This is a genomic window from Leptospira sanjuanensis, from assembly GCF_022267325.1.
GTDB lineage: Bacteria > Spirochaetota > Leptospiria > Leptospirales > Leptospiraceae > Leptospira > Leptospira sanjuanensis.
Genome location: NZ_JAIZBG010000002.1, coordinates 85,073 through 106,182 on the forward strand (window position 1 = coordinate 85,073; position 21,110 = coordinate 106,182).

21 protein-coding genes are annotated in these 21,110 nt (G+C 46.5%); 15 read left to right on the plus strand and 6 right to left on the minus strand.

The window, feature by feature from the left end; genetic code table 11:
- The first annotated feature begins 161 nt into the window (after positions 1-161).
- Together LFX25_RS18375 and LFX25_RS18380 are read left to right on the plus strand one after the other, a co-directional pair.
- The gene (locus tag LFX25_RS18375; RefSeq protein ID WP_238731724.1) at positions 162-575 is read left to right on the plus strand and encodes a hypothetical protein; all 414 of its coding nucleotides are present in this window, start codon (positions 162-164) and stop codon (positions 573-575) included.
- A gap of 6 nt (positions 576-581) precedes the next feature.
- Positions 582-872, plus strand: coding sequence for a 4a-hydroxytetrahydrobiopterin dehydratase (locus LFX25_RS18380; RefSeq protein ID WP_238731725.1), 291 nt, complete (start codon positions 582-584; stop codon positions 870-872).
- A gap of 115 nt (positions 873-987) precedes the next feature.
- On the opposite strand, the gene LFX25_RS18385 is transcribed toward LFX25_RS18380, so the two are convergent.
- Complete coding sequence (locus tag LFX25_RS18385; protein WP_069609813.1) at positions 988-1,713, minus strand: response regulator transcription factor; 726 nt, start codon at positions 1,711-1,713, stop codon at positions 988-990.
- Between the two features lie 238 nt (positions 1,714-1,951).
- Between LFX25_RS18385 and LFX25_RS18390 the strand changes: the two genes are divergently transcribed.
- The gene (locus tag LFX25_RS18390; RefSeq protein ID WP_238732066.1) at positions 1,952-2,371 is read left to right on the plus strand and encodes a DUF4279 domain-containing protein; all 420 of its coding nucleotides are present in this window, start codon (positions 1,952-1,954) and stop codon (positions 2,369-2,371) included.
- Here the strand turns inward: LFX25_RS18390 and LFX25_RS18395 are convergent.
- Complete coding sequence (locus tag LFX25_RS18395; RefSeq protein ID WP_118957238.1) at positions 2,360-2,686, minus strand: anti-sigma factor antagonist; 327 nt, start codon at positions 2,684-2,686, stop codon at positions 2,360-2,362. The two genes, LFX25_RS18390 and LFX25_RS18395, sit on opposite strands and share 12 nt — an antisense overlap.
- Before the next feature lie 101 nt (positions 2,687-2,787).
- Here LFX25_RS18395 and epmA point away from each other — a divergent pair, with 101 nt between their 5' ends.
- The 3 genes from epmA to LFX25_RS18410 all read left to right on the plus strand — a co-directional run bounded on the left by epmA (position 2,788) and on the right by LFX25_RS18410 (position 7,655).
- Positions 2,788-3,735, plus strand: coding sequence for an EF-P lysine aminoacylase EpmA (gene epmA, locus LFX25_RS18400; RefSeq protein ID WP_238731726.1), 948 nt, complete (start codon positions 2,788-2,790; stop codon positions 3,733-3,735).
- A 66-nt stretch (positions 3,736-3,801) separates the two neighbouring features.
- Positions 3,802-5,016 (plus strand): OmpA family protein, encoded by a 1,215-nt coding sequence (locus LFX25_RS18405; RefSeq protein WP_406600542.1) that lies wholly within the window; start codon positions 3,802-3,804, stop codon positions 5,014-5,016.
- A 365-nt stretch (positions 5,017-5,381) separates the two neighbouring features.
- Entirely contained in the window at positions 5,382-7,655 is a 2,274-nt protein-coding gene (locus LFX25_RS18410) for an aconitate hydratase (protein WP_238731728.1), read from the plus strand.
- Positions 7,656-8,003: 348 nt separating this feature from the next.
- On the opposite strand, the gene LFX25_RS18415 is transcribed toward LFX25_RS18410, so the two are convergent.
- The gene (locus LFX25_RS18415) at positions 8,004-8,708 is read right to left on the minus strand and encodes a TetR/AcrR family transcriptional regulator (protein ID WP_238731729.1); all 705 of its coding nucleotides are present in this window, start codon (positions 8,706-8,708) and stop codon (positions 8,004-8,006) included.
- Positions 8,709-9,080: 372 nt separating this feature from the next.
- Between LFX25_RS18415 and LFX25_RS18420 the strand changes: the two genes are divergently transcribed.
- Complete coding sequence (locus LFX25_RS18420) at positions 9,081-10,730, plus strand: ArnT family glycosyltransferase (RefSeq protein WP_238731730.1); 1,650 nt, start codon at positions 9,081-9,083, stop codon at positions 10,728-10,730.
- Positions 10,727-11,110, plus strand: coding sequence for a Cys-rich protein (locus LFX25_RS18425; protein WP_238731731.1), 384 nt, complete (start codon positions 10,727-10,729; stop codon positions 11,108-11,110). Before LFX25_RS18420 ends, LFX25_RS18425 begins: the two co-directional genes overlap by 4 nt.
- 152 nt (positions 11,111-11,262) lie before the next feature.
- Here LFX25_RS18425 and LFX25_RS18430 read toward each other — a convergent pair whose 3' ends face one another.
- Entirely contained in the window at positions 11,263-11,871 is a 609-nt protein-coding gene (locus tag LFX25_RS18430; protein ID WP_238731732.1) for a lytic transglycosylase domain-containing protein, read from the minus strand.
- 97 nt (positions 11,872-11,968) lie between these two features.
- Here LFX25_RS18430 and LFX25_RS18435 point away from each other — a divergent pair, with 97 nt between their 5' ends.
- Positions 11,969-14,281 (plus strand): ATP-binding protein, encoded by a 2,313-nt coding sequence (locus LFX25_RS18435; protein ID WP_238732067.1) that lies wholly within the window; start codon positions 11,969-11,971, stop codon positions 14,279-14,281.
- Positions 14,281-14,955 (plus strand): LIC_20245 family lipoprotein, encoded by a 675-nt coding sequence (locus LFX25_RS18440; protein ID WP_238731733.1) that lies wholly within the window; start codon positions 14,281-14,283, stop codon positions 14,953-14,955. The genes LFX25_RS18435 and LFX25_RS18440 overlap by 1 nt, the downstream gene beginning before the upstream one ends.
- Before the next feature lie 60 nt (positions 14,956-15,015).
- On the opposite strand, the gene LFX25_RS18445 is transcribed toward LFX25_RS18440, so the two are convergent.
- Positions 15,016-15,444, minus strand: a complete 429-nt coding sequence (locus LFX25_RS18445) for an Hsp20/alpha crystallin family protein (RefSeq protein WP_238731734.1) — start codon at positions 15,442-15,444, stop codon at positions 15,016-15,018.
- 685 nt (positions 15,445-16,129) lie between these two features.
- On the opposite strand from LFX25_RS18445, the gene LFX25_RS18450 reads away from it, so the two are divergent.
- From LFX25_RS18450 to LFX25_RS18460, 3 genes are all read left to right on the plus strand, one after another.
- Positions 16,130-17,488 (plus strand): PAS domain S-box protein, encoded by a 1,359-nt coding sequence (locus tag LFX25_RS18450; RefSeq protein ID WP_406600552.1) that lies wholly within the window; start codon positions 16,130-16,132, stop codon positions 17,486-17,488.
- Positions 17,485-18,216 carry a LytR/AlgR family response regulator transcription factor gene (locus LFX25_RS18455; RefSeq protein WP_238731736.1) on the plus strand — a complete coding sequence of 244 codons (732 nt, stop codon included), beginning with the start codon at positions 17,485-17,487 and terminating at the stop codon, positions 18,214-18,216. Before LFX25_RS18450 ends, LFX25_RS18455 begins: the two co-directional genes overlap by 4 nt.
- A gap of 248 nt (positions 18,217-18,464) precedes the next feature.
- Positions 18,465-19,136, plus strand: coding sequence for a dienelactone hydrolase (locus LFX25_RS18460; protein WP_238731737.1), 672 nt, complete (start codon positions 18,465-18,467; stop codon positions 19,134-19,136).
- A gap of 41 nt (positions 19,137-19,177) precedes the next feature.
- Here the strand turns inward: LFX25_RS18460 and LFX25_RS18465 are convergent, their stop codons facing one another.
- Entirely contained in the window at positions 19,178-19,378 is a 201-nt protein-coding gene (locus tag LFX25_RS18465; RefSeq protein ID WP_238731738.1) for a YgaP family membrane protein, read from the minus strand.
- Between the two features lie 211 nt (positions 19,379-19,589).
- On the opposite strand from LFX25_RS18465, the gene LFX25_RS18470 reads away from it, so the two are divergent.
- The gene (locus LFX25_RS18470) at positions 19,590-20,276 is read left to right on the plus strand and encodes a Crp/Fnr family transcriptional regulator (RefSeq protein ID WP_238731739.1); all 687 of its coding nucleotides are present in this window, start codon (positions 19,590-19,592) and stop codon (positions 20,274-20,276) included.
- A gap of 21 nt (positions 20,277-20,297) precedes the next feature.
- Entirely contained in the window at positions 20,298-21,107 is an 810-nt protein-coding gene (locus LFX25_RS18475) for an efflux RND transporter periplasmic adaptor subunit (protein WP_238731740.1), read from the plus strand.
- Positions 21,108-21,110 lie beyond the last annotated feature (3 nt).

Consider the following 21,110-nt stretch of genomic DNA (forward strand, 5'->3'; position numbering starts at 1 on the left):
TCGAATTTTGAAGTCTAAGTAAAAGAGTGGAAAAATCCGTTCGAGAAAAGACGCAAACGCCCGGAACCTTTTCGGATCGCCTACGATCAAAAAGTCGGTTCCGCGTTTCGATGTGAAAATTTTTTGCAGGCTAAGAATCATCCCAGTGTTAGGATAAACAAATGAATTGGATCGGCAAGCTGGTTCGTCTCAGAAGACGTCAAAAGCAAAGAATCTTTAACAAGGCGTACCGCCAAGCTCTGAAGTTAATGAAGAAAGAATTCAAGGCGGAACGAGACCGTCATCTTCAGGCGGAGAAGGAACTCGAGAAATATTACAGAAAAGACGTGGATACCGAGGCGAAAAAAACTCGGAAGAAGATTCAGGAACTCGACAACTTCAAACTTCTTTTGGAAAGAAGGGAGATGGAATTGGATTCCAAGATCGTGTTCTTAAACGAACAACTTCAAAAGATCGAAGAACTCAAGGCGAGAATGGACGGCGCGGTCAACTTGATGGCAAGGGCCGGATCACTTTCCAACGGAGCCGTCGACGACGCGGAAAAAATCAAACAAACCCTCAAAAAGGTTTTCTAATCTTTTATGAACGACCGCGAACTGCAAGACCTGAAAGAAAAAATTCCTTCAGGTTGGGAAGTGCGGTTCCGGGAAAACGTTCCTTTCCTTTTCAAAACGTATTCGTTTAACAAATACGTCGGCGGCGTAGAGTTCGTAAACGCACTCGCGAATATCGCCGAGCGGATGGATCACCATCCCGATCTTTTTCTGACGTATCGAAAGGTTACGGTCGAGATCTTCACTCATTCCAAAAATTCGGTCACCGAACTCGATCTTCGTTTCGTTCACGAAGCGGAAAAAATTTTTAATCCTTAAATCAGTTTGTCGAGAGCCCGGCCGCTTTCGCGGCAACGCCCGAGAAATAAAAAAGCCCGGGGTTAAACCGGGCTTTTGCGTTTCAAAGCGGGGGAGCTTTGAACTCTTCCGGATCTTAATCCGGGATTACGATGTTATCGTAGTTGTCCGTGAATCGATAACCGATTCCCCAGATCGTTTCGATCCATTCCGGTTGAGCGGAATTTTTTTCCAGTTTGGAACGGATTCTTTTTACGTGGGAGTCGATCATTCTTTCAAAACCGTCCCATTCCATTCCCCAAACCGCTTCGAGGATCATTTCTCTGGAAAAAACTTTTCCGGGAGAAGCAGCCATCAACTGAAGAATGTCGAATTCTTTCCGAGAGATGTTTACGATATTGTCCTTCAAAGTGACTCTTCTGCGGACCGGATCGATTTTCAAAGAACCGCGGATAATTTCTCCGCTTGCGCCGACGTTCGGTTTGATTCCGGCTTTTTTGTCCCATCTGCGAAAGAAAACGTCCACTCTCGTCTTGAGTTCGCGAACGGAAAAAGGTTTCGTGATGTAATCATCCGCACCCAACTCCAGTCCCATAATTCTGTCGATTTCTTCGTTTCTTGCGGTAACGATGAAAATCGGAGTATTTTCGTCGTTGCGTCTGACCGTTCTACAAACTTCGATTCCGTCTATGTCCGGAAGAGAAAGATCTAGGATAACCATGTCGGGATGATTCGCTTTGTAAAATTTGAGTCCCTCTTCTCCGCTTGTTTGTAGAGTTGTCGAGTAGTGCGCCGAATCCAAGGATTTACGGATTAAATTTCCGATATCCGGATCGTCTTCGATGACTAAAATTGTTTTCATTACCAAGCCCCCGGTAGAGATTAGAGGATAAAATTACCTTATCTGCAACAGATAAAACCGATGAAATGTTAATAAAGGAATTTTTTTTATTCGCCACATTTTTACCAGATTCTCGATCGTTTCATAATTTAGAGCTTTCGGGTTTCTCCGCCGAACGGTGATAAAACTGTGGATTGTGTAAATTTATAATCAAATATTCGTAAAGTTTGAAAGTGTGTAAAATACCATGAGCCAACCTTTGTCCAACCCGCTCACATGGGCGATCCTCTCCGTAAACGAAGACGGACTCAACTCCGAATCCGTCACACGTGAGTTAGACCTCAAGCCCGATTTTAGTACTCCCAGAATTGCCACGGACAAGGAAGGAAAACCCCTCGGGTTCGGTCATTGGCAGCTGCATTCCACATTGGACGCGCTGGCCCCGCTCGAGGATCATATCCTTCAAATTCTGGAGAAGGTGCTTCCTTCCCGTCATAAGGTAAAGGAATTCGCGACGAAACATCATCTTTGCATGTACGTTTCGGTGGAGTTCTCGGATTATTCCCGCAAGGAAACGGAAATCTCTCCGAAGCTTCTTTTGCTTTTGGGAAACTTGGGGATCAAACTCGTGTTTCAACCTTGGAAACGGGACGAAAAAAGAAGAAGATCAGAAGACTAGGACGGCCTTGTCGAATCGATAGAATTGAATCAGTTTTTTAAAAGAAGGGCTCGCACCGGATATGACAAGGGTTCTGTTTTTCAAACGAAGATCGAATGCGAAAGAAAGAATCTTCATCGCGACCGGAAGAGGCAACACCTTGACGCCGCTCAGATCGAGTTTTACGTGAAGACTGGATTGATAGAACACGAGCGCGAGAACGGACTTCAATTCGTCGAACGAAGAATCGTCGAACGAAGCGAAAAGAGGGATCACTTCCGTCGATTGGCGGTTCTTGCGGATTTCGAAATGTTCGTGTCTTTGAATCGGGTCCATGCGTTTTGTTCGCCGAAGAATTTTCGATCGGCGGGAAAAATCAAACGAGATCCTATGCTCCCTCTTTTTAAAATGGAATCAAGAGGAAAACGAATTCAAAGATGAACGAATTGAGCCGGGAAATTCTCGTCAAACGCGCCAAGTTCTTATCCGTGTTGCGCCGCTTTTTCGAAGAACGAAATTATCTGGAAATGGATACGCCTTGTCTCAAGGCGGTCCCTTCGATGGAACCGTATTTGGATCCGTTTCAAGTTCAATCTCCTTCGGGAAAGGAGAGGGGATTTCTCATTACGTCTCCCGAATATTCTCTGAAGGAAATTCTCTCCAAGGGTTTGGAAAGAATCTACGAGATCACGCACACATTCCGTTCCGGCGAAGAAGGAAGTCCGTATCACAGCGCCGAGTTTTTGATGCTCGAATTTTATACCGCCGGAATGCGGCTCGAAGGTCTGATGGATTTTTGCGTCGAACTTCTGGAGGTTCTGGATCGGGACTTTCATCCTTTCGGTTTTGAGAAGAAGTCGGTGCGTAGAATTTCCGTCGCGGACGCTTTCCGCGAATTCGCGAACTGCGGAATTTCCAAGGAAGAATTGGACCGAACGATTTCGCTTAACAAACTCAGCGAGATTCCCGCGGAAAAAAGAGCAACCGAAGATTCCTTTTTTATTGTATTCTTAAATTTAGTGGAGGCGCATCTTCCTAAAGGGTTTACGTTTTTATACGATTATCCGCCGGAGTTGGCCGCGCTTTCCAAAATCGAATCCGGTTTCGGGAAACGTTTCGAACTCTATTACGGAAATCTGGAATTGGGAAACGCGTTTCAGGAATTGACCGATCCCGTGGAACAGATTTCCCGGTTTCGTTCCGAGCAGATTCTTCGGAACAATCTCGGAAAGGAAGTTTTCCCGATCGATTCCGGTTTGGAGCGCGCGCTCCAAGAAGGGATTCCAGAATCGTGCGGAATTTCCATCGGTTTGGACCGGCTTCTTCTCGCCATTTTGGGCGGCGGATCGCTTCGGGAAATCAGTCCGTACTTCGGTAGATTCTGAACGCAAAACGCGGCTCAACAAATCGAGTCGAAAGGTCGATCTTATAAAAGAGAGTAAAAACTTTGGTTGCAGGGAATGAATTCTTCCTTAAACCTTGGTGCGGCGGGGATCATGGCGAAAAAAGAGAACTACTACGTTACCATCAAAGGTAGAAAATACGATCGGGAGTTGATCAAACTCGCCGAGGAATTCACTTCCGGCAAACGGGACGGTAGAATTTCGGTTAACGACGCGAAACAACTCTTGAAGGCCGTCAAAGATAACAACAGTTATACGGACATCGAAAAACACACGATCGAATACATCCGTGAGAATTATAAATTTACGGAAAAGTCGGACGAATGGTTCCGCACTGAAATCCGCAAATGGGCCGCTAAAAAAGTGCAAGAAGCCAAAAAGAAAGGAACTCCTTCTTCGGAATCGATCCTAGTCGACGAGAACGAGGCACCGGACGCGAATTTCCCGTCCAGTTGGTCCGACGACAAAGGGAGCGGCGCTTACGAAACTCCCGCAAAAGATTATACGAATTACATTCCTACCCCGTCCGCAAAACCGCATCTGAAAAAGGACAAGACCGTTCCGATCCTGATTTTCTTGGCGGGACTTTTGATTCTCGTGGGATTGATCTATTTCTTTTGGACCCTGTTCTCGAACGAAAACAAGGATCGTTCGGAAGAATTGGCAAAGTCGAAAACGAAATCTTCCGTTACGGCGAGCGCGTCAAAAGCGACGGAGGAATCCGCTTCGACTTCTTTCGCAAAAGAAAAGACTGCTCCTTCGTTGAAGGATGCCTTTTCGGAAGGTACTAAAAAAGAAACCCTACAGGGTCCGGTCGCGATTCTCAAAACGAAAGAGGAAAAACAAGAACCGAAGGTCGAACCGAAATCTTCTTTTTCTTGGTGGCGCAAGAATGACTCGGAAGAATTGTCTTCCAATCCGAAATTCCGCCAACTCGAAGAAAAGACGATCCGCTTTGAAAAGAACAGCATTCAAGTTCACAAAGAATCGAGACCGAATCTCAACCAACTTTCCCGTTGGATGCGGGAGGATTCTTCCCTTCGCGTAAAAATCATCGGTCATACTTCTCTGGAAGGTTCCGAAGCCGCGAATCTAAAAGTTTCCCAGCTTCGCGCGGAGATGGTTCGGGATTATCTCGTCGGGAACGGAATTTCTCAGGATCGTTTTGAAATCGTTCCGAAAGGTGCGAGCGTTCCGATCGGAGACAACTCCAAGGAAGAAGGGAAGGAGATGAATCGCAGAGTGGAACTGAGAATCCGCTGAGTTAGAACGCGACCCGTAGGGAGCGTTCTGCTGAGTTCACGCGACTCTCGAAAACTTATCGAACGACCTATCGAACGACCCGTAGAGAGTGAGATAAAAGATAAGATAAGAAATTGAATTCCAGGAAGCGTTCTTGATTTCCACGAATTCCGAAAAAGTTATTTTTCAATCGACCGTTTGAAAAATCCTATACAAACAAAATGCTTACAACAGCATGATTTTATAACTTGTCCCAACCACCAACCTTTCTGAGGCTCGGAAAGTTTGCCGACTCCAATACGCATACCGGGCTTGTCTAAGGTTCTTGTCCTCCTCGATGAACTCAGGGCATTCTTGGGGCAGGTGCATAACCTACGGAGAAAACAATGGCATTCGATATAGAAATGATTCGCGCCCGATACGCTAAGATCGGGGATCTCGTTACAAAAGCGAGAAACGTTGTTGGAAGACCTCTTACTCTTACCGAAAAAATTCTTTATTCCCACCTCTGGGAAGGCGAACCAAAGACTGCTTACGAAAAAGGAAAGTCTTACGTGGATTTCGCTCCGGACAGAGTCGCGATGCAGGATGCTACGGCTCAGATGGCTCTTTTGCAATTCATGTCTGCTGGAAGAGACAAGGTCGCGGTTCCTTCTACCGTTCACTGCGATCACCTGATCCAAGCAAAGGACGGCGCCGCGGAAGATTTAAAAACCGCAAACGATGTAAACAAAGAAGTCTACGATTTTCTTTCTTCCGTTTCGAACAAATACGGAATCGGTTTTTGGAAACCGGGCGCCGGAATCATTCACCAAGTAGTTCTCGAGAATTATGCGTTCCCCGGCGGAATGATGATCGGTACCGATTCTCACACCGTAAACGCGGGGGGCTTGGGTATGATCGCGATCGGAGTCGGCGGCGCGGACGCCGTGGACGTGATGGCGGGCATGGCTTGGGAATTGAAGTTCCCGAAACTCATCGGCGTGAAACTCACCGGTAAACTTTCCGGCTGGGCTTCCGCAAAAGACATCATCTTAAAAGTTGCCGGAATTCTTACCGTAAAAGGTGGAACCGGTGCGATCGTGGAATACTTCGGCGAAGGCGCGGACAGTCTTTCCTGCACGGGAAAAGGAACGATCTGCAATATGGGCGCGGAAATCGGTGCGACCACCTCGGTGTTCGGTTACGATCAGAACATGAAGGAATATCTCTTAAAAACGAACCGCAAAGACGTCGCGGAACTCGCGGACAAAATCGCGGAGCATTTAAACGGAGACAAAGAAGTTTATGCCGATCCCGCGAGATACTTCGACCAAGTCATCGAGATCAACTTGTCGGAACTCGAACCGTATATCAACGGGCCGTTTACTCCGGATCTTGCGACCCCTCTTTCCAAGTTCAAAGAAGCGGTTCAAAAGAACAACTGGCCTACCAACTTGGAAGTCGGTTTGATCGGTTCGTGCACGAACTCTTCTTACGAAGACATCACTCGCGCGGCTTCCGTTGCGAAACAAGCTGCGGAAAAGAATCTCGAAGTAAAAGCGGAATATACCGTAACTCCGGGTTCCGAAATGATCCGTTATACGATCGAAAGAGACGGACTTATCAAAACATTCTCCGATATCGGCGGTGTGGTTCTTGCAAACGCATGCGGTCCTTGCATCGGTCAGTGGAGCCGTCAGACGAAAGATCCGGAAAGAAAGAATTCCATCATCACTTCGTTTAACAGAAACTTTGCGAAACGGAACGACGGTCTTGCGGGAACGCACGCATTCGTCGCGTCACCCGAAATCGTGACCGCGTTTGCGATCGCCGGAAAATTGGACTTCAATCCTCTTACGGATGCGCTCAAAACCAAGGACGGAAAGGAAGTGAAACTCGATCCGCCTACCGGATTGGATTTTCCTCCGAACGGTTTCGACGTAAAAGACGCGGGTTTTATCGCTCCCGCAGCGGATGGTTCCAAGGTCAACGTCGCGGTCGATCCAAAGTCGGATCGTCTCCAACTTCTTTCTCCGTTTACTCCTTGGGAAGGAAGCGATCTCAAAGGTCTGAAACTTCTGATCAAAGCAAAAGGAAAGTGTACTACGGATCATATTTCCATGGCGGGTCCTTGGTTGAAATACAGAGGTCACTTGGACAATATCTCCAACAACTTGTTGATCGGCGCTGTCAATGCGTTCAACGATAAGACCAACGAAGTGAAGAATCAGCTTTCCGGCGGTTACGAGCCGGTGCCTCAAACCGCAAGAGCATATAAAGCGAAAGGAATCGGTTCCGTTATCGTCGGAGACGAAAACTACGGAGAAGGTTCTTCCCGAGAACACGCCGCGATGGAACCGAGACATCTCGGTGCGAGAGCGGTTCTCGTAAAGTCTTTCGCGAGAATTCACGAAACCAACCTGAAAAAACAGGGAATGCTTGCGCTTACGTTCGCGGACAAAGCCGACTACGATAAGATTCAAGAAGAGGATTCAATCGACATTCTCGGTCTGACTTCGTTTCAGGAAGGAGTGCCTTTGACTCTCGTGTTACACCACAAAGACGGTTCTTCGCAAGAGATTAAGGTGAATCATACGTTCAACGCGCAGCAGATCGCTTGGTTCAAAGCGGGGAGCGCTCTGAATCTGATCAGCGAAGAGCAAAAGAAAAAAGGTTAATTTAAAAACTTGGCGGGGCGCCCGTTCCGATGTTCGGAACGACGCGCTTTCCGCGAGCTAACTCAATCTCACTCCCTATGGGTCGTTCGATAATGCATCGCTTCGGCCGCAAGCGGCCGCGAGTGCGTCGCTCCAATCGCTGGCGCGGGGGAGTGTTGATTCGAGATTTTGTGGGAGTTCCTACAAAGTTGTGAGTTGGGGATTTTACTTTACAAAATTAGAATTTTCTGATAGAGGAAAATTGGCCCGAATCACTCCCGCCTCCTCTCCACCGCCGCCCAAAATTAGGGTGGGGCGCGCTTTGTTTCAGGGAAGAACTTGTAGGAGTTCCGACAAACGTATTCTTTTTTATTTGGATTTTTTCTTTTCCGCTTCCGGTTCTAAACCTTTACGGAAGATCCTCGCGACTTCTTTGATGGTGGCTTGGATTTCCGCGGGAGGGATTTTATAAACGCATTGACCCATAAAGCCTAACGCAAAGGTAAGAGAAGAAATCGCATACGCGATGGATTTGAGATCCGCTTTCGGATCGATTTTTCCGGCCTTCTTGAATTTTTCCAACTCGGCCATAAACTCGGGAAGGGCTCTCGTATAAATTTTCTTTTGAATGATCTGGCTGACTTCCGGGTCCAGTATGATCTGACTTACCGCGACTTTCATAAAATCTTCCGCGTCTCGAAAGTCTCTGCATTTGCCGGACATGGAATACTGAAGGCTCGCTTCCAAGTCTTGATAACTTTCCGGCGTTTTGTTCGCGCGGGTAGGGGTCTCTTCTTGTTTGATGTCTTCGGATCGGGTGAGAATGGCTTCGAGAAGACCTTTTTTGTTTCCGAAGTATCGGAAGATCAGAGCTTCGTTCGCATTAGCAAGCTTGGCTATATCTTTCGTATTAGCGGCATCGTATCCTTTCTTCGCAAAGACTTGAATCGCAGCTAAAAGAATCGCCGTTTCCGTGGCGGAACGATCTCTTTTGCGAATCATCGTTTCACAGGCAGCCTCATCCTTCATTTGTTGAATTTCCGAGTTGTTTGCCTTCGATCTAACCGACTTCATTTTGATCCCTATAAAAGTTAAGACTGGCCCAGTGTCACTCACTATTTCGGTAAAGCCCCGCTCCCTTCAAAAAGCAGAAATGCAAAGCATGCGATAACGTGGAAATTCGAGGAGTCTTGTACTCCTATAACCGACCTTAAGCCTATTTTTTTCAATATGACCCGACCGATACTTTTTTCCGTTCACGATTTTATTCTAGATTGTCATTTTTTAGATTAGACGAAACGATTGCAATAAGTAAGTAAGTAATTACATAAAAGAAGGTGCAAAATGTTAGGCAACTCTTCTAAAAAAATAGAGTATCCCCTCGTTTCGGATGTTTCGTCGAAAGATTCCCTTCGAAAAATTTCCTCCAGTCGGAGAGATCTGCTCATGGCGGCCGTTCTTTTCGTCATTTCGGTGCTTTTCCTTTTTCCCAACATAGGTTCGAGAGCCGTGTTGCCTCAAGGCGACGAGGAAATGCATATCGCGACGATTCGGGAAAGCATTCAAACCGGAGAAATTCTTTTTCCGAGGTTCGAAGGTTTTATGAATCTATACAAGCCTCCCGTTCTTTTTTGGACCGGGATCGCTTCCGACTTGATTTTCGGAACGAGTTTAACCTCCGAAAGACTTCCTTCTTTGTTTCTTTTTGCGGGAACGGGAATTTTGATCTACTTCGCGTTACGGTTGTTCAAGGCGGCTCCGATTTATTCGGCGATCATCGCTTCGAGTTATCTTCTGACCCTCGGAGTTTTTAAGTTTTCTAGATTGGTGATGATGGAAGCTTTGATGACGTTTTTATTGGCGGCCTCCACCTATCTACTGTTAGTTTATTTTAAAAAAAGAAACCGTTCCTTTCTCATTGCGGCGGCGCTCGTTTCGGGCTTTGCCTGTCTCGTCAAGGGACCCTTGTTCCAAGTATACTCGGGAACCTTACTTGCAGGTTGGGCCTTCCTTCACGCCTTTCAATTTCAGGCAAACGGAGAATGGTCCGGTAAAAAACGTTTGGTCCGAATGATTCTGGATCAGGTTCTGTTTCACGCGCTCGCGCTCGGAGTTCTCGCGGCTTGGGGAGGAATTCTTACTTCTCTTTCGCCTGCGGGAAGCGCTTTCTTAAAAGTATTCTTCTTCACCGAGAACCTCGGTAAATTCTCGTCTGCTACTACCAATCAGAATGAGTTCATTATCCTTTTGGGGTGGATCCTGTACTGTCTTCCATTTTCGCCGTTTCTTTTGGAAACGATGTCGAAGACGATCGTAAAGTCTTCGAAAAGTTTCGGAGGGATGATAGGCAGGGTCCTTATTTTTTCAAGCGTTGCGATTTCGATCATACACGAACTTCCCAATCGAAAGGATTATTATTATATTCTACCGCTCATACCTCTTGCGTTTATCGGAGTGGGTTTGTATTTTTCGAGAAAGGATCAGGAAGTTTCCTTGTCCGGTCCTCTTTCACGCAACTTCCGATTTTTGATTTTCGTTTCGATCGTTCTCGGTCTCGGAAAGATTCTATTGGATTTTCGTTCGGGACAAGAGGCTTGGGTCGATCTTCTTTGGGTCGGCTTCGCGAATATCGTGGGCGCGTTCTGGATCATTCCCCATAAAAAGACCATCCTTTATAAGACGTCTTTGACTCTTCTGCTCGGAACCGGATTCATGTTTTACTTGCAGCTTTTGTTGATTCCTTCGGTGAATCTTCCCGACGTACCGTTAACGGGAAGAATCCAGGAAAGCAAGAATCTCTGCGTCGTATCGGAAAATCCTTGGGTTTCTCTTACGTTCAAAAACGCGTTACCCGGAACCTCGGTGGAACATTCGCTTCCCGGAGCGCAGATGAATTGTATGGACGGAAAACGAGACGTAGTATTGTATCGAGTGGAATCTTCCTTGCCGAAAGGATACGCTCTCGCACAAACTTGGTCGATCTGGAAACGCGACTTAGGATTAAAGGAAGTTCTTATCCACCAGGATCTGTACGATAAGATCCGTTTTTACAGTCACGATTCTTCCTTGCAGCAGGCCGCGGAGAATGGCCGATGAACTTTTCCGAAAGCCCGAAAAACGGGTCCATAAACGCGACTCTTCGGCATATCGTCCGATACGCTCCCGTCTACGCTTTGTTAGTTCTTATGTTCGCGGTCGTTTTGGTGAAATACGGAAGGGCGGTTCAAAAAGAAGAATTCTATTCTTCCGAATCTAAGGAGATTTGTCTCGCGTATTGCACGAAGTTGACCGGTTGTGTGGCGGAGTTGTTTCCGGGAGCTGTCGTTTCCGAGCAGATGGGGAAGATCGAAAATTCCTGTTTGCGTGGATGCAGAAAACACTTCGATAAGATGCAGGTTTGTTTAAACGGGATCGAAACCGCGAGTTGCAAATCTCTTACGGGTTGTCTGCAAACGGAGATCCAAAAGTATTACTGATTTGTGGGAACTCCTTCAGGAAATCGCGGCGGATCGCGGCACCGAGCCGCGGATCCGACCGAATGCGACTAAAAATGTGGGAACTCATACGATTTCGGAAATTACGAAAAAGTTCCGATCCTAAACGAAACGATTTCGAAACTCCTACGAGATTATTCCGAAAAATCTTTGTAAAACCGTTTAACCTTCTCCACGTATTTCTGCGTTTCCTTATACGGAGGAATTCCTCCGTACTTATCCACGGCTCCCGGTCCCGCGTTGTAGGCTGCGAGCGCATGATCCAGATTCTTGTATTTGCTCAAAAGATCGCTTAAGAATTTCGTACCGCCCGCGACATTCTCCGCCGGGTCGGAAGGATCATCCACTCCGAGAAGGTTCGCGGTGGAAGGCATGAGCTGCATCAATCCGATCGCTCCTTTGGGTGAAACCGCATTCGCCTTAAATCCGGATTCCGCTTTGATCACGCTTTGAACCAAAGAAGGATCGAGATGATTCTTTTCCGATTCTTTGCGGATGATCTCCGCGAGAGTAGGTTCAATGCCTTTGAGATCGCCTCTGGAATCTCTTCTCCCAGGTTCTGTTTGCAGATTCGGTTCCGCGGTTTTTTCCTGAGCCGCCTTCAGAATGGAATCAAAGTCCTGCTGCGAGGCGGAAACTCGCTCGGGCGTCGGCGTTTCCCGGACAAATTGATTCGGAAGACTTTCGATTTCACGAATTCGGTTCAAAATCGTTTGCACAGTAGGCAATTCTTCGATCCTCATATTATGTCTCTCGGAGAATTCTCCCGAAAGAATGAACTTTTTTTTCTTTTTGAGGAAATTTCAAGGGATTCTTGATAAATCTGCCGCGTGCGAAATACTGCCTTTTGTGATCGAAATTGCAATCACATCCAGAATCACGGCGTTCCCGATCGTATACGCGAAGTCGCGGGGCTTTTTTGAAAAAGAAGGAGTTCCGGTTCAGATCCGGGTGCTCGAAAACTACGATGCGGTTCTCGCTTTTTTGAGTTCGGGAAAGGTGGAGGCCGGTGAAATTCCGTTTACGACTTGGTTGGATCTGCATTTCAAAAAGGCGGCGCCGAACAAATCGATTTATCGCGGAATGATTCTTTCGAGAATGATCCATTCCTTTTACTCGAGATACAACTCGACCGCGGATTCCATCTTGGAAGGAACTCCGTATTTAATCCCGGTTCTGCAAAGCACTTCTCTTGATAAATTGCTCGCGCAGGAATTTTTAAGTTCGAGTCGTCTTCGTAAAAAAATCTCCGCTTCCTTCGTTTATTCCCGGTCGTATCTTTTGGAGAACGAGTTCGCTCAAACGGGAACGCTCGGCCTCGTCGGTTCCGTTCAGGAATCCCATTTTTTAAACAACGGGTTCCGCATTTCGGACGGAAGGGATCTTCCTCCGTATCGATTGCCGGTCAACATGCTCGCGTTTAACGGAAGATTTGCGAGAACGTATCCCGATCGCATTCAAAAAGTGCAAACCGCTTTGACTCGAGCGATCCAATCCCTGATCGAGAACACGAGCGTTTCCACCGAACACGTGATTCAGGAAAGTATTCCCGAGTTCAAGATCGAAGCCGAACAACTGCATTACTTTTACAAACAACCTTCTCAAGATCTAAAGGAAATTCTTTCTCCGGTCGCCGCGTCGGAGGAGTTGGAATATCTCGGAAAAATTTATTGGAGATCGATGGGACATCTCATCGATCCTCCTCCGGTTCTTTTGGAAGCCCTAGACTTTGCGGCAAAAGATCCGATTCCTTCGTATCCATCCGCGTTTAAAACGAAAAAGACGGCGTTGATGGAAGAACAGTTCAACCGCAAGGACGAGTCGAACAAACTTTTACAACAAGCGGGTGATCGACGAGAACTGGGGGATTTGGTTTCCGATCTTCAGAATCTCGTGTTGAACATCTACAATTCCAAGAAAGGAGTTCGTCTTCCGATACTTCCTTTGAAAGGAACCGCTTCCGCGATCCGTTCCGGAGTCAATTCGATTCTCGATTTTCTTTTTCAGGAGATTCGTAGTCAGGAAATCCGTACATCAGCAATCGATAATGTTCTTATGATGCAGGGTTTGGAGATGGACAAACGAAGCATCGAACTTCAATTCTCGGACGATCGATTCAATTACCTTTTCGAATTTTCTCCGATTCCGGTCATTCTTTTGGATTCGGTTTCGGGAGCGTTGATCGCCGGGAACTATAATTTTAGAAGTTTAACCGGTTATAGCAAGGACAACATCACCAATCTAAGACTCGAGGATCTGTTTCCCGGTTTGAACGAAATGGGGGATTGGTCCTCTCCCACAAAGTCCGCCGAAACGATGTTGCGTGTCGATCAAGCGAAGATGAGGCTTCGGGACAAATCGGAAATGGGAGTTTCCTTGAGCATTACTGCGTTGTTCGAACGCGCGCGGAAAATCTATCAGGTTCATATCCTTTACGATTCGGAAAAGAAGGAAACCGAACAGGCAAAACACGAATTCATATCCAATATCAGTCACGAACTTCGTTCTCCGATGACGAACATCCAAGGTTACTTCGAACTTCTCCGAGCGGAGTTGAATTCTTCCATTTCCAAAGAACAAGTCGGAATGTTGGATGTGATCGAAAAGAACATCAAACGTCTGAATCACCTGATCGAAAACCTGCTGAAGTTCGAAGAAGTTCGGACGGAAGACAACTCCGGTTTGATCGAGAATTTCGATCCCGCTCTCGTCATCGAGGAAGTCGTCTATTCGAACGGGCCATCGGCAAAGGAAAAAGGGCTCGGAGTCGAACTCTCTCTGATCAAGAAGTTGAAAGTACGCGGAATCCGTTTCGAATTCTCGCAGGTGATCACGAATCTTTTCGTCAACGCGATCAAATACACCGAACGGGGAAAGATCGAAATCCGAATGATCGAATCGGGGACCGGCAAACTCGAAATTAACATCAAGGATACGGGAGTGGGAATCGATCGCCAATACGTCGAAAAGGTGTTCGAACGTTTTTTCAGAATTCCGAACGATCGAAACAAACGGATCGGAGGAACCGGACTCGGTCTTCCGATTTCCAGAAGTATTCTTCATAAGATGGACGGGGAAATCACTTTGGAATCCCGCGTCAACGGCGGAAGTAATTTCCGCATCTTCCTTCCTTTGCAGAAACAGGAATCGTGATGAACAAAAAAATCTTATATTCTAGTATTTTAATTCTTTTATGTATTTTCGCGTATCTCGCTTTTTTCGAAGGAGACGGTCCGTTCGGCGGCGGAAGTTCTTCGAGTAATGATCGTTTGGCGAATGGACTCAGCCGAGACACGGTCAGCCGGGAAGAAGGCTCTCTCTTTGAATCTGGAAATTTTTTGGACTTCTCCAGTGCGAGCGAGTCGGATACAAGCGTCGTTTCGACCGGTGATACGTCCTCTGCGGAAACCGCGGGCGGTTATTCCAATCTTTCCCCCGAAGAAAAGGAACGAATCCGAAAGGAAGTCATTCAAAAAGTAAAACCTTTGGCCGACCGTTTTCCGAATAACAGCCTCATTCCGAGGGAGTTGACCAAGGAACAGGAAGAGAAGAAAAAAAAAGACGAAGAAAGAATGGATGAAGTGCGCGCGGCTCTTCTCGAAGGAAGAGAAGTCGCTAAGCCGGAAATGACGTTTTATTTGGATTCTAAGATCAAACGTTCGGACGACATGACCGAGATTCTGGAATACAGCGTGCAGTTCTTTAAGGACGCGGGAAGAAATTATCCTGCTTCTTCCCTTAAAGTGATCGAAGAACGGCTTCATTCTCTGCGTGAAAGCAAGAACGAACTTTTAAACGCAAAAAAGAATTTGGATCAACCTCAGTAAAAAAAAACGTCCGAACCGACCGTTCACCGATTCGGCGGAACTTCGTCCGGCATTCTTTCGTTACTGAACGTTGATCTTTTGTTCCACTTTTTTCCCGTCCGCTCTTTGCGGAATCGCGAGTTTTAGAATCCCATTCTCGTATTTCGCAGTGATTTTTTCCCGGTCCGCCGTATCGGGAAGATTGAACGAACGGCTAAAAGAAGAATAATTGTATTCCCGTTTGCTGTAGTGTTTGTCTTCCTCTTTGGATTCCGTTTTTTTCGTGGCGCTGATCGTCAGCAAATCCCCTTCGAGATCGATCTTGAAATCCTTTTTATCCAAACCGGGTGCGGCGCATTCCAATTCGTATCCTTCTTTCGTTTTGACCACGTTCACCGCGGGTATATGACGCACCCAATCCTTTTGCAGGAACTCGTTCCAGTTGTGGAAGAAGTGGTCCAAGCTATTCAGACTCAAAAAGGGGTCGCGAGTTTTTGCGAGACTGTTCATAAAATTCTCCTTTTGTTTGAAATGATTTTGTACCATCGTTGTTTTGTTTGGTCAAGATTGGCTTGGGTAAACGGCCGGAATAAGGCGAGACCTGCAAATTTACAGGATTTTCGGAATGGAAGAAACACAAAAAGAACTGAATCTCTTACGAAATGTCGTCGATTGCCTGGAAATGCTTTCCAGTTTATACGGCAAGGCCGTGGATTTGGAAGAGGCTTTGTCGAAAATTTTAGAACGTTTGTCTCAGGTTGCGAATTGTCTGTACGGCCAAGCCTGGCTTTTCGACGAATACGCGAATTCCTTTTTGCTCGAAGCGGTTTTTCTTCCCGATCGAATCGCCTCGTTCGTTCAAGAAAATCGCATCGATTCTTCCGCTAAAGTCGCGCCAAACGGGGCGTTATACGATCAATTCTTCCGAAATTCCGAAAACACGCGAATCGTTTGGGACGTTTCGTTTACGCGGCCGCTTTCGATTCCCGAATCGCTTTCGACTCGAATCGGATCCGTTCTCGGCTTTTCGATCATTGACGGAAACGAAGTCGTGGGAGTTTTTCTTTTGTTTTTGGAAAACGGTTCGGAGCCGGGGCCGGATTTCGCGGCCGAGTTGAGCTGCGTTACGCGTCATTGGGGCGGCTTGATTTCGGAAAAACGTCTTCGCCGATCCCTGCAGGAAAGCGAAGGAAGAATGCGGAAGGTTCTCGAGAACATGCCGATTCTCTTTATGGCGGTGGACAGAGGATTCCGTCTCGTATCCTGGAATCACGAATGCGAACGCGTGATGGGATATTCCGAAAAAGAAGTTTTTGGAAAAGAGGAATTTCTTCAGGAAAAACTTTTACCGGAATCCAATTCCGGATCTTTGATGAAGATCGATTCGAAAATTTTCGATTCCGACTTTAAGAACTGGGAACTCGAACTCATCGCCAAGGACGGAAAAACGAAGACGATCCTTTTATCCAATCTTTCCTCCGAGTTTCCTTTACCCGGTTGGGAAAAATGGTTCGTCGGTGTGGACATCACTCACACGAAAGAGATCGAACGCGAGTTAAAGGGTTCTCTAAAAGAACTGTCAGATTTTCAAACCGCGTTGAACGCGGTCTCCATCGTCGCTTTCACCGATCGAGCGGGAACGATCATCTATGTGAATCAAAACTTCTGCAATATCAGCGGCTATTCGCGGGACGAACTTCTCGGACAAAATCATCGAATCATCAATTCCGGTTATCATTCGAAAGAATTCTTCAAAGATCTTTGGAAAACGATTTCCAAGGGAAAGATCTGGAAGGGAGAAATCAAAAACAAGGCTAAGGACGGAAGATTTTATTGGGTGGATACGACGATCTCCCCGATCTTGGACGAAAACGGGAAACCGTATCAATATCTCGCGATCCGAAACGACATCACCGAACGAAAGGAAACGGAAGAGAAGGCGAGACACGCGGAGAATAATCTGAAGACGCTTCAGGATAGAATGAGTCCGCACTTCTTGTTCAATACGCTCAGCATCATTCATTCGTATCTGCAGACCAATCCCGAACTTGCGGATTCCGCGATTCTGATGCTTGCGGATAATTATCGATTTCTTACCGATCAAGCGGTCAAACAACTCGTTCCGTTCGACGTGGAATGGGAGTTTATGGAGAATTATCTTCAACTTCTCAAGCTGCGTTTTTCCGATTTTATCGACGTAAAGGTCGAGAAGATCGGAAACTTCAGCAAATGCCAGCTTCCGCCTTTGACGTTGCAGCCGATCGTCGAGAATTCCTATCTTCACGGACTGCGAAACAAAAAAGGAAAAGGGATAATTTCCGTTCAGGCTTATATCGAAGGGACAAAAACCCATATCTTAATTCGAGACGACGGGGTCGGGCTCAAATCGGATATGATCCATTCAAGAACCTTAACAAACATCTCGGATCGACTTAAATTTTATCTTTACGAATCCGAAGTAAAAATCGAGAATCACCCCGAAGGCGGCACGGTAGTGACCGTGACTTTTGATAAACCGAACAACGAAAAACTTTCGGATTCAATCGGAAAATGACTACGGGAAGAGAATGGAAAACGATGATCGTGGAAGACGAGGCTCCCACTCGGGAACTCCTCGTTAACTTTTGTTTGTCTCGTCCCGAACTCAAGCTCTGTAAGGTTGCAAAAGACGGAGAGGAAGCTCTCGAATTTCTATTAGCCGAACCGATCGATCTCGCCTTCTTCGACATCAACCTTCCCTTGCTTTCCGGTTTGGAAATTTTGGAACGGTTGGAGGTTCCTCCGTATATCATCTTCATCACCGCGTTGAAGGACAAAGCGATCGAAGCGTTTGAGTTGGGAGCGATCGATTATCTGCTAAAACCTTTTTCGAAGGATCGCTTTTACAAAGCCGTTGACCGCGCCGTTCAGTTTCTCGATCAAAAGGTGGAACCCGCTCCCAAAAACGTATTCAACGAACACGGACTTTTCATACTCGAAAAGGAGAATCACTTTCTGATTCCGTACAAAGAGATCAATTACATCTCTTCTCGCGACAACTTCAGTCTCGTTCATACGGACGCGAGAGAATACGTCACCTATAAATCCTTGAAAAATCTTGAAACCAAACTTCCGCCGACTCGCTTTTTAAGAATCTATAAACAATACATCATCAACCTGGAAAAACTGTCGCACCTTCAGAGCGATAATATGGGAAATTATTCCGTCTACTTAAAGGACGAAGAGGAAACACAACTCCCTGTCGGCCGCAAATACATCGCAAAGATCAAGGAGCTTCTGTAACTTAAGTACTAAGTTTCGTACAGTTTCGTCTAACGTTCAATCGTGAGATCTCCGTAAAAACCGATCCTTCTTTTTTACCCTCTCATTTCACCGAAAACCTCTCCCATTCGCAACATCCCCCGGGGGTGATTGACCTGTCGTTTGGAATCGATTACGATTCTTCATCCGTGCCGGAAACTCTGCACGCCGAGACGCGATTTGTTGTAAGTGCGCGCGTTTCAAATTCGGAAAAAGCGTTCAAACGATTTATGATGAGGGAAAGAAAAGATCATAGCAAAACCATCGCCATTCGAGTGAATCGGATCGGCTTAAAGGGTGAACTGCGTCTTCCTCTTCATTCCAAATTGCTCGTGATTACGGTTTTGGGAGAGAAGGAAGGCAGACATCTGGAACGGTTCGACGCTCTTTGTAGGACTTTGTATGCGAACGGGATCGGTACTTTTTTTCTATCCGGGCTTTTGACCGAGGATGAAAAAAAAATCTCCGCAAATCTTTTCGACGAGTCCCTGCTCGCGGATCGTTTGGTCGAAGTAACGAAAAAATTAGAAGCGCTTTCCGAAACAAAAGGACTTAAGTTCGCGTATCTCGGTTTTTCCAATATCGCCGAAAGAATCTTTCGTGCCGCTTCCACATTGAAGGGAAAAATCGAAAGTCTGATCTTAATCGGAGACGGATTACTGCCTTTGAACATCGTGTTTAGCGACGTTTCGATTCTGAACATCATCGGCGCCCTCGATTTTAAAACGATCCAATCCAATCAAATCTTTCTGAATCGAATCGAGACTCCGTTGAAAAAATTGTATTTGATACCCGGTTCTCCGAGTCATTTTGAAGATCCGCAAAAATGGAGATTGGTGTCGGATACGGTTTTGAAATGGTTCTCTCACCCGGAACGAAGAACGCTGGAGTTCGCCGAATAAAGAACCCGAACCGGGTTCGTAAAAACCCGGTTCTCTGCGTTTCACTTCTTCATGGGGCAGGTGCTGAATCCGAATACGGAGTATAACGGACACCATCCTAAAACACCGGTTCCTAACGGAACGAAACCCGCCACCAATAGGACCGTACCAATCACTCCCTGAGTCGCATATCCGAAACCGATGAGAGCGATTCCCAAAACGATTCGAATGATGCGGTCGATTGTTCCTTCGTTGATTTGCATAGCCGACTCCTTGTTGTACATTAGAACTATTGGATGCTGAAAATCGAATTTCGCAAATCCGAATCGATTTTCTCGGGAATGATAATTATCATCCGATTTTTCTCCTCTAAATCCGCCGAAAACCGTCCAAATCCGCCTCATACCCCGTCGCCCGTTGACGGATCGATCGAATCGGAGTATGAATGAATCACTCCGATAGAGGTAGATAAGAATGAGTGCACTCAAAAAAACCTTCACACCGTTTCCAGAAAACGACGTAACCTCCGAAAAAGGTTCCTTGCGATTGGTGAATCCTTCGAGTTTCAATCAAGATAAGAAGATCAAGACTTTCGAGAAAGGAGAGGTTCTATTTCGAGAAGGCGAATCGTCCAAAGGATTCTATATCATTCTGAAAGGAGCGGTTCGCGCTTATCGCGCTTCCAAAAACCAGGATAAACAACAGACATTCAAAATCCATTGTGTAGGAAGCTGGGTCGGATTGAGGGATTCGATCGGAGGAGGAAAGTATCTTCACAATGCGACCGCGTTGGAGGATACGGAAGTGCAATTCATATCCGAATCGGAATTCAGACTTCTTTTGCAGGCGGATCCCGGATTTCGGGACTTGGTTTTCGATCGAATCGCGAACGAAAGCAGGGAAGCCGAAAATAAGATCTATTCGATGGGAACCCGTCAAGTGCACGCTCAGGTCGCCGAATATCTTTTAGAGAGCATGAACGAACAGGGACAGGAAATCGAATTGCCTTTTACGCGAGAGGTTATGGCTTCGATCATCGGTGTGAAAACGGAAACTCTCGTTCGGACCCTTTCCGATTTAAAATGCAGGGGTTGGATCGAGATTGATAAGAAAAAAATCATAGTTCAAGACAAAGAGCATCTCGCCCGATTGCTGGATTGAATCACCGGAAACGTAAGTTAAATGAATCTAATTCGAGCTTATTTTAAAATCGTAATCGGATCCCGCTGGGGACGCGTCGCACTCTTAGGAGTTTCTTCGATTATTATAATATCCGTAATTTATATAATCCTAAATAACAAACGATCCGAGTTCACTCCCAAGGTCGGACCGATCGTAGAACTGGTTTATTCGCTGGGAACGGTAAAGTCGGAACGGGTCTATCATCTCAAAATGGGCGTGACCTCCTCCGTTCGTAAGCTGTATGTGGAGGAGGGTCAGGTCGTAAAGGCCGGTCAATTGATTCTTATAACGGATTCCGGAGTTTCCTTTACCGCGCCTTTTTCCGGAACAGTCACTTCTCTCTTATTTCAGGAAGGCGAAATCGTCATGCCGGGAACGCCGGTTCTCACCATGATGGATTTGAACAAAACATACGTCCTTCTTTCCCTGGATCAGGATTCGATGTTGCGGATTCGCACAGGACAAAAAGCGGAACTAAGCTTCGAGAATTTACGGGGAAATAAGATGCTCGGAAAGGTCAGCCGTGTTTATCCTTCCGACGGTCAATTTTTTGTCCGCGTCGACGTGGATTCCATGCCAGAAGGAATTTTACCGGAGATGACGGCGGATGTTGCGCTGGAAGTTGCACGCAAAGAAAACGCCGTCTTGATCCCCATCAGAGCCGTTGAAAAAGGCAGAATCCGCGTTAGACGAAACGGGAAGACGTTCTGGGTGCAGGCGAACGTCGGCGCGGTCGACGGAGAGTGGTGCGAGGTCTTGGAAGATTCGGTGTTACCGACCGATACGGTCTTTTTAAACGGAGAAAAGTAAATC